At 65.2% G+C, this 7816-nt stretch carries 9 protein-coding genes; 7 read left to right on the plus strand and 2 right to left on the minus strand.

All coding sequences use genetic code 11. The annotated features are described in order from the left end of the window. Nucleotides 1–131: 131 nt before the first annotated feature. Nucleotides 132–2000 (minus strand): DEAD/DEAH box helicase, encoded by a 1869-nt coding sequence (locus tag EN745_RS24765; protein ID WP_127422484.1) that lies wholly within the window; start codon nt 1998–2000, stop codon nt 132–134. A 584-nt stretch (nt 2001–2584) separates the two neighbouring features. Between EN745_RS24765 and EN745_RS24770 the strand changes: the two genes are divergently transcribed. Further along, the gene (locus EN745_RS24770; protein WP_127422485.1) at nt 2585–3619 is read left to right on the plus strand and encodes an aspartate-semialdehyde dehydrogenase; all 1035 of its coding nucleotides are present in this window, start codon (nt 2585–2587) and stop codon (nt 3617–3619) included. A gap of 190 nt (nt 3620–3809) precedes the next feature. On the opposite strand, the gene EN745_RS24775 is transcribed toward EN745_RS24770, so the two are convergent. Next, the gene (locus EN745_RS24775; protein ID WP_127422486.1) at nt 3810–4217 is read right to left on the minus strand and encodes an ACT domain-containing protein; all 408 of its coding nucleotides are present in this window, start codon (nt 4215–4217) and stop codon (nt 3810–3812) included. A 189-nt stretch (nt 4218–4406) separates the two neighbouring features. On the opposite strand from EN745_RS24775, the gene EN745_RS24780 reads away from it, so the two are divergent. From EN745_RS24780 to EN745_RS24805, 6 genes are all read left to right on the plus strand, one after another. Continuing rightward, nucleotides 4407–5312 carry a bestrophin family ion channel gene (locus EN745_RS24780; RefSeq protein WP_127422487.1) on the plus strand — a complete coding sequence of 302 codons (906 nt, stop codon included), beginning with the start codon at nt 4407–4409 and terminating at the stop codon, nt 5310–5312. 139 nt (nt 5313–5451) lie between these two features. Then, nucleotides 5452–5799 (plus strand): metalloregulator ArsR/SmtB family transcription factor, encoded by a 348-nt coding sequence (locus tag EN745_RS24785; RefSeq protein ID WP_127422488.1) that lies wholly within the window; start codon nt 5452–5454, stop codon nt 5797–5799. Between the two features lie 53 nt (nt 5800–5852). Then, nucleotides 5853–6344 (plus strand): SRPBCC domain-containing protein, encoded by a 492-nt coding sequence (locus tag EN745_RS24790; RefSeq protein WP_126057401.1) that lies wholly within the window; start codon nt 5853–5855, stop codon nt 6342–6344. Between the two features lie 145 nt (nt 6345–6489). Continuing rightward, nucleotides 6490–6900 (plus strand): DoxX family protein, encoded by a 411-nt coding sequence (locus EN745_RS24795; RefSeq protein WP_126057402.1) that lies wholly within the window; start codon nt 6490–6492, stop codon nt 6898–6900. 19 nt (nt 6901–6919) lie between these two features. After that, complete coding sequence (locus EN745_RS24800) at nt 6920–7444, plus strand: SRPBCC family protein (protein WP_126057403.1); 525 nt, start codon at nt 6920–6922, stop codon at nt 7442–7444. A gap of 129 nt (nt 7445–7573) precedes the next feature. Beyond that, nucleotides 7574–7816, plus strand: a 243-nt coding sequence (locus tag EN745_RS24805; RefSeq protein WP_127422489.1) for a glycine zipper domain-containing protein, incomplete at its 3' end; no start/stop codon positions are given.

Consider the following 7816-nt stretch of genomic DNA (forward strand, 5'->3'; position numbering starts at 1 on the left):
GCATGGATCCTCGGGTCTACGCGTCCGCTTCGCTCCGCCCGTGGATGACGAAGGTCGGACGCTTCGGCTAATTTTCGAGGTTGGCGATTTGCCCGGACGTTCGCTGCGGGTCAGCTTCCAACCTGGCGAACCTACGCCGGCCGCTTCTTCGGCTTCTTGTGCTTTACCGGCTTGTCGAATTTCGGCCGGTCGAGTTTTGATTTGTCGAATTTCGGCTTGCCGGGCTTCTTCGCCCAGGGTTGTGAATCCGCGCCGGCGGGCCGGTGCTCGCCCGGCGCGCGCTTTTCAAATTGGGGCGCGTTCTGGTCGAAGGGCCGCTTGCCGCGATGCGGCTTCTTGTCGGGTTTCGGCGGCTGGTAGCCGGCCCGCGACAGGTCGGGCGTGCCGTCCAGCCGTCTCACCGCGATGTTGTTCTGCAATTTGCGGTCGGGGCCGATTGCGGCGAGGAACCGGTCGACCCAGTCGGCGGCGATCTGCACGAAGGTCTCTTCCGGCTGCATCTTGATGGCGCCGATCTCGCGCTTGCTGATGCTGCCGGTGCGGCACAGCATGGGGATCAGCCAGCGCGGCTCGGCATTCTGCCGGCGGCCGACCGACAGCGAGAACCAGACGCTGTCGCCGAAATCGTCGCGGCGGCTGGGCTGCTGGTCGCGTCGCGCGGGCCTTTCGGCTGACGGCGTGAAGGGCGCGACGTCGAGCAGGTCTTCCGGCGCCGAGCGGCTGCCGCGGCAGAGCCGGACGAAGGCGGCGGCGACAAGCTCGGCGCCGTGGCGGTCGAGCAAGGTTTCGACGAAACCGCGTTCTTCCTCGCTCACCGGCTCACCGAAGGCAGGGTCGGCGAGGATACGCTCGTCGTCGCGGCGCAGCACCTCGTCAGCCGAGGGCGGGCTCGCCCAGGACGCGGTCAGGCCGGCATTGTGGAGCAGCCGCTCGGTGCGCCGGCGGGCGTTGTTCGGCACGATCAGCGCGCTGACGCCTTTCCGCCCGGCACGGCCGGTGCGGCCGCTGCGGTGCAGCAGCGTTTCCGGGTTGGACGGCAGGTCGGCATGGACGACCAGGTCGAGATTGGGCAGGTCGATGCCTCGCGCCGCCACGTCGGTGGCGATGCAGACTTTTGCGCGGCCGTCGCGCATCGCCTGCAGCGCGTGGCTGCGCTCGTTCTGGCTGAGTTCGCCGGACAATGCCACGACGGCGAAATTGCGGTTGTTGAAGCGCGCGGTGAGATGGTTGACGGCGGCGCGGGTGTTGCAGAACACCATGGCGTTGGTCGCCTCGTAATAGCGCAGCACGTTGATGATGGCGTTCTCGCGGTCGGCGGGTGCCACGGAGAGCGCCCGGTATTCGATGTCGAGATGCTGCTTTGCCTCGCCGCCGGCGGAAATGCGCACGGCATCGCGCTGGTAGTTCTTCGCCAGCGTGGCGATCGAGCGCGGCACGGTGGCGGAAAACATCAACGTGCGGCGCTCGGCGGGCGCGGCGTCGAGGATGAATTCGAGGTCCTCGCGAAAACCGAGATCGAGCATCTCGTCGGCCTCGTCCAGCACCACGGCCTTGAGCGCCGACATGTCGAGCGCGCCGCGCGTAATGTGGTCGCGCAGCCGGCCCGGTGTGCCGACGACGATATGGGCGCCGCGCTCCAGCGCCCGCCGCTCGCTGCGCATGTCCATGCCGCCGACGCAGGAGGCTATCTGCGCGCCGGTCAGCTCATAGAGCCATTCCAGCTCGCGCCGCACCTGCAGCGCCAGCTCGCGCGTCGGCGCCACCACCAGGCCGAGCGGCGCGCCGGCATCGGTGAAACGCTCCGCGCCGCCAAGCAGGGTCGGGGCCAAGGCAAGGCCGAAGGCGACCGTCTTGCCGGAGCCGGTCTGGGCCGAGACCAACGCGTCGGCCGCGCGAAGCTCGGGCGCCAGCACCGCCTGCTGCACCGGCGTCAGCGCGGCATAGCCGCGTTTTTCCAGCGCCTCTGCAAGCGCAGGCACGATCGTTTCGAAACTGGACATTTTTCTCTTTCGGAATTCGGAGCTTGCCTGTCCGGCAACACATGCCGGGCTGACGCACGCAGGCGAAGGACATTTTGAGCGTTCGTACTTCCTGCGGCGGCCATTGTACAGCGCAAGCGGCACCGCCTCTCCTTCTCCCCTTGTGGGAGAAGGTGGATCGGCGCGCAGCGCCGAGACGGATGAGGGGTGTTCCAGCGGAGTGAGAGGTTGGTGTTTTCTGGAGCACCCCTCATCCGTCGCCTTCGGCGACACCTTCTCCCACAAGGGGAGAAGGGAGAGCGCTGCCGCCAATTGACTCTTTTACCAAACCGCGTAAAAGCCCGCTTCGAACGGGATTGTTCTTCGATGCGCGGCCTTCTGATGGCTCTTCTTGCATTCGATGCCCCCAGCCACGATGCACGGCATCGGGCCGGGCGCTTCGGCGCGCCTGCCCGTTCCAGCAAAACTACGGCCAAAACCATCACCAAAACGGTGTGATTCCCTTGGCCTAACCACCCTCTCCCGGGTTCGGCCCGGGGGACGGAACCCGCATGAGGCCAGCGGGTTTTCTCCAACAACCAAGCGGAGAGGGACAGGAGATCTTTATGAGTTTCAAGGTTGCGGTAGTCGGCGCCACGGGCAATGTGGGCCGCGAAATGCTCAACATTCTGGATGAGCGCGGCTTTCCGGTAAGCGAAGTGGTGGCGCTGGCCTCGCGGCGCAGCCAGGGCACCGAAGTGTCCTTCGGCGACCGCACGCTGAAGGTCAAGGCGCTCGACACCTATGACTTTTCCGACACCGACATCTGTGTCATGTCGGCCGGCGGCAACGTCTCCAAGGAATGGTCGCCGAAGATCGGCAAGCAGGGCTGCGTCGTCATCGATAATTCGTCCGCCTTCCGCTATGACCCGGACGTGCCGCTGATCGTGCCGGAAGTGAACCCGGACGCGGTGGAACTGTTCTCGCGCAAGAACATCATCGCCAACCCGAACTGCTCGACGGCGCAGCTGGTCGTGGCGCTGAAGCCGCTGCATGACGCGGCGACCATCAAGCGCGTCGTGGTCGCCACTTACCAGTCGGTCTCCGGCGCCGGCAAGGAAGGCATGGACGAGCTGTTCACCCAGACCCGCGCCGTCTTCGTCGCCGACCAGGTCGACGTCAAGAAGTTCACCAAGCGCATCGCCTTCAACGTCATTCCGCACATCGACGTCTTCCTCGACGACGGCTTCACCAAGGAAGAGTGGAAGATGGTGGCCGAGACCAAGAAGATGCTCGACCCCAAGATCAAGTTGACGGCGACCTGCGTGCGCGTGCCGGTGTTCATCGGCCACTCGGAAGCGGTCAACATCGAGTTCGAAAAGCCGATCACGGCCGACGAGGCGCGCGAGCTCCTGCGCGAGGCGCCGGGCTGCCAGGTCTTGGACAAGCGCGAGAACGGCGGCTACATCACGCCGCTCGAATCGGCCGGCGAGGACGCCACCTTCATCTCGCGCATCCGCGAGGATTCGACCGTCGACAACGGCCTGTCGATGTGGGTCGTCTCCGACAATCTGCGCAAGGGCGCGTCGCTGAACGCGGTGCAGATCGCCGAACTTCTGGTCGAGCGCGGCCTGATCCAGCCGAAGAAGAAGGCGGCATAACTTATCGCTCACGGGCCGCACCGCCGCTGACGCGGCTGGCCCTCCGCGGGGGCGCCGGACGACCGGCGGCCCGCAGTCGCGGGCTCGGCCTTCGGCCGGGTAGCTTCCTTCTCCCGTTCACGGGGAGAAGGTCCGGGCAGGGGGATGAGGGGCGGCACCGGCATCTCAAGCAGGCGGTGGAGAGCCGGCATCACAACCGATTTTGCTCCGCCAATTCGATCAACATCGCCATCGCTTCCTCCGCCCGATCCGTCGGGACGAACAGATGGTCGTGGTAAAAGGCCGAGACCGGATTGACGCCCATGCCCGCCCCTGCCAACCGCGTGGTGATGGCGGCGAGGAAGCCGACCGCTTCCAGCGAGGAGTGGATGTTCAGCGTGATCATCCGGCAGCGGAAGATGCCGTCGATGCCGGCCGCTCTCGACTGGTCCTCCTTCACGATCAGCGTAAGGCCTTCCTGCTCGCGAAAGCTCATGACCGGATCGAGGCCATCCGGCATGGTCGCGCCCGGCGCCAGCGTCGCGAAGACGTGGACATCGGGAAGCAGTCGCGGCGTCATCGACGCCAACAATTTTTGCAGATCGGTTTCGCCGGTCATTTTTCCTCCCTCGGCGGCGCGCGGCTGCCAGTCTCGCGAGCCCGCCGCCTCGTCCTTAGACCGGCCGGATGAGCGCCGGTAGTGCCTGCCCGGGCGACACGGAAATGTCGCTGTCGACCGAGCTTGCTTTGCCGTCGCATAGCACAATGGACGGGATCGGGACCGGAGCCGGTCCGTCTGGAGGTTTTGATGATCGTCCGCCCGCGTCCGCGCTTCCTGCATCTGTTCTTCATCATGCGCGGCTCGGTGGTGCCGCGCATCCTGCCGCAGATCTTCGGTTTTGCCGCCTATGGCGCGCTGGTGGTGTTGGTCATCAAAGCTCTCAAGCTCGACTTCGGCAATGCCGGCACGGCACCCTTCGCCCTGCTCGGCGTGGCGCTGTCGATCTATCTCGGCTTCCGCAACAACGCCGCCTACGACCGCTGGTGGGAGGCGCGCAAGCTGTGGGGCCAGCTCGTCTTCGACATCCGCAACCTGGCGCGCGCCTCGACCGGCCTTATCGAGGACCGGGCCGAATTGCGCGGCCTGTTGATGGATGCGATCGCGTTTTGCCATTTCCTGCGCGGCCTGCTCAGGCGGGTGGATGCTACGGCGGAAGCGCGCGGCTTCATCGGTGATGAGGCCGAAGCCGTGGTGAAGGCCGTCAACTCTCCCGATGCCCTGGTACGCAGGATGGGCGCGCGCATCGCGGCGCTGCGCAAGGCCGGGGCGCTCGATACGGTCGGCTACCGCATCCTCGACGAGCGCCTGTCGGAGATCGCCGCCGCGCAGGCCGGCTGCGAGCGCATCGCCGGAACGCCGTTGCCTTTCGCCTACACGCTGCTGCTGCAGCGAACGGCCTACGTCTTCTGCCTGCTGCTGCCGTTTGGGTTGGTCGCGCCAGCCGGCTGGGCAACGCCGCTGTTCACGGCGCTGATCGCCTACACCTTCTTCGGCCTCGACGCGCTCTCGGAAGAGCTCGAGGATCCGTTCGGCACCCAGCCCAATGACCTTGCGCTGGATGGGCTTTGCCGCGTCTGCGAAATCTCGGTGTTCGAGGCGCTCGGCGAACCGGCGCCGAAGATGATCCCGGCCGAACGGTTCTATTTCTCCTGAGGCCAGAGCGTTCCAGCCCTGGCCATCCGGTTTGCGAGCCGGATGAGCGCTGCCTGGATTCTGTTTTTGACACCGCCGCTTGACTCGGCCGGCGGCCTCTCGTATAGAACCAAAAGGTTATATAACCAGTTGGTTCAATATGACGACGGATAGCCTCAGTCTGACCCTCGCCGCGCTTGCCGACCCGACCCGGCGCGCCATCCTGGCGCGGCTGGCGCTCGGCGAGGCCTCCGTCACGCAGCTGGCGGAGCCGTTTGCCATGAGCTTTCCGGCGGTGTCGAAGCACCTCAAGGTGCTTGAGCGCGCCGGCCTGGTGGCGCGCGGCCGCGACGCGCAGTTTCGGCCGCGCCGCCTGCAACCGGAACCATTGCGCGAGATCGACGAATGGCTGGAGACCTACCGCGTGCTATGGGACGCGCGCTTCGACCGGCTGGAAACCTATCTGCAAGCCTTGCAGGCGGGTGATCCCGGCGCAGGTAAAAGCTAAGCCGGCCAATCATCTTGCCGCCCTTGCGCAACAAGACATCCAGAGAGGGGAACATGACAGATCAGACCATCGACACGCCATCCGACGACCCGGTCATCATCATCACCCGGACCTTCGATGCGCCACGCGCGCTGATGTTCAAGCTTTTCACCGATCCATATCACCTGGTGCGGTTCTGGGGACCGGAAGGCTCAACCTATCCGGTCTGCGAGATGGATGTACGGCCTGGAGGGCAATTCCGTCTGACCATGCGCTTCGCCGACGGCAGTGAATACCCAACCAACAGCGTCTATCTCGAAATCGCTCCGCCAGAGCGGATCATCTATCGCGACGCCCCGCTCGATCGCAGTCAGTGGCAGGATACCCTGCCGCCGCCCAACATGGTGACGACAATCCTGTTCGAGGATGCCGGCGGCAAGACGCGGATCGTCGCCAACATCCGCGCCAACTCGGTTGCCGCCCGCGACATGGCGGTGAAGATGGGCTTCGGCCAGATGGTCATGGCGAGCTACGCGCGGCTGGAAGCCTATCTCAAGACACTCTGAGTGCCCTTGCGGCGCGCCGGAATGAGCCGCGCGCCTCTGTGAAAAAGATTCCGGCACGTGTCGGACGGTCGACGCGTGCCGCGTCCTTGGTTCGAGCCTGGCAAAGACGCCGGGGTTCTAACTAAAATATTAGGAGGGAACGTCAATGAGCATTGCTCAAACCGCGCCCGTGTCGTCGGGTGCCCTGTGGACCGGTCGCGTGCTCAGCGCGCTCATCGTGCTGTTCATGATCTTCGACGGCGCCATCAAACTGCCGCCGCTCGACATCGTCACCCAGACGATGGTGCAACTCGGCTGGCCGGCCGATCCCAACGCCGCGCGTATGCTCGGCATCATCGGGCTGATCTCCACCGCGCTCTACGCACTGCCGCGCACCTCGGTGCTCGGCGCCATCCTGCTCACTGCCTATATGGGCGGCGCCATCGCCACCAAAGTGCGGCTCGACAGCCCGCTGTTCTCGCACACGCTGTTCGGCGTCTATCTCGGCATCATTCTGTGGGCCGGCCTGTTCCTGCGTGACCCCAGGCTGCGCGCGCTGATCCCGTTTGCCCGCTAAGCATCGGGAGGACCGTAGAATGTTCACCACCATCCTCACTATCCTGATTGTCGCCATTGCCGCCGTGCTCATCTACGCCGCGACACGGCCGAACGATTTCGTCGTCAGCCGCTCGGCCATCATCAAGGCGCCGCCCGAGGCGATCTATCCGCTGATCAACGACTTCACGCGCTGGCCCGAATGGTCGCCTTACGAAAAACTCGACCCGGACATGAAGCGCACGCTGTCCGGCGCCGAAAGCGGCAAGGGCGCGGCCTATGCCTGGGAAGGCAACGGCAAGGCAGGCGTCGGGCGGATGGAGATCACCAGCTCGGTTCCATCCTCGCTGGTGGCGCTGAAGCTCGATTTCGAAAAGCCGTTCCGGGCCAACAACAGCGTCGACTTCACCTTGACTCCGTCCGGCGAGACCACGACCGTCACCTGGGCGATGCGCGGCGGCCGTCCGTTCATCGCCAAGCTGATGGGCCTGTTCATGAATTTCGACACGCTGATCGGCAAGGATTTCGAGGTCGGCCTCGCCAACTTGAAGCGAGCCGCCGAATAACTACCTGAAAATGCAGCATCTTTGCGCGTCCGGGGGGACGCGCGGCACTGCAGGGCGGATCAAATCACGTCTTTGTGCGTTATCGCTGCAAGGCGGGTGCAGGCGCATTCCCGTTGGGGAGAAACGATGATGAAGAAAGCGATAGTCTTAGTGGCCCTGCTGATGGCGCTCGGCGCTTGCTCGCAGACGGAAAAGGGTGCTGCGGTCGGCGGCCTGGGCGGCGCGGCGATAGGCGCTGCCGTGGCGAATGACCCGGTGGAAGGCGCAGTCGTCGGTGGCGCCGTCGGCGCTGTTGCCGGTGCGTTGATTGGCCGGGCCAACGAGCCGGACCGCTGCCGTTATCGGGATCGCTATGGGCGCGTCTATATCGCC

Origin of the sequence: Mesorhizobium sp. M4A.F.Ca.ET.022.05.2.1 (genome assembly GCF_003998845.1) — a bacterium.
Taxonomy (GTDB): Bacteria; Pseudomonadota; Alphaproteobacteria; order Rhizobiales; family Rhizobiaceae; genus Mesorhizobium.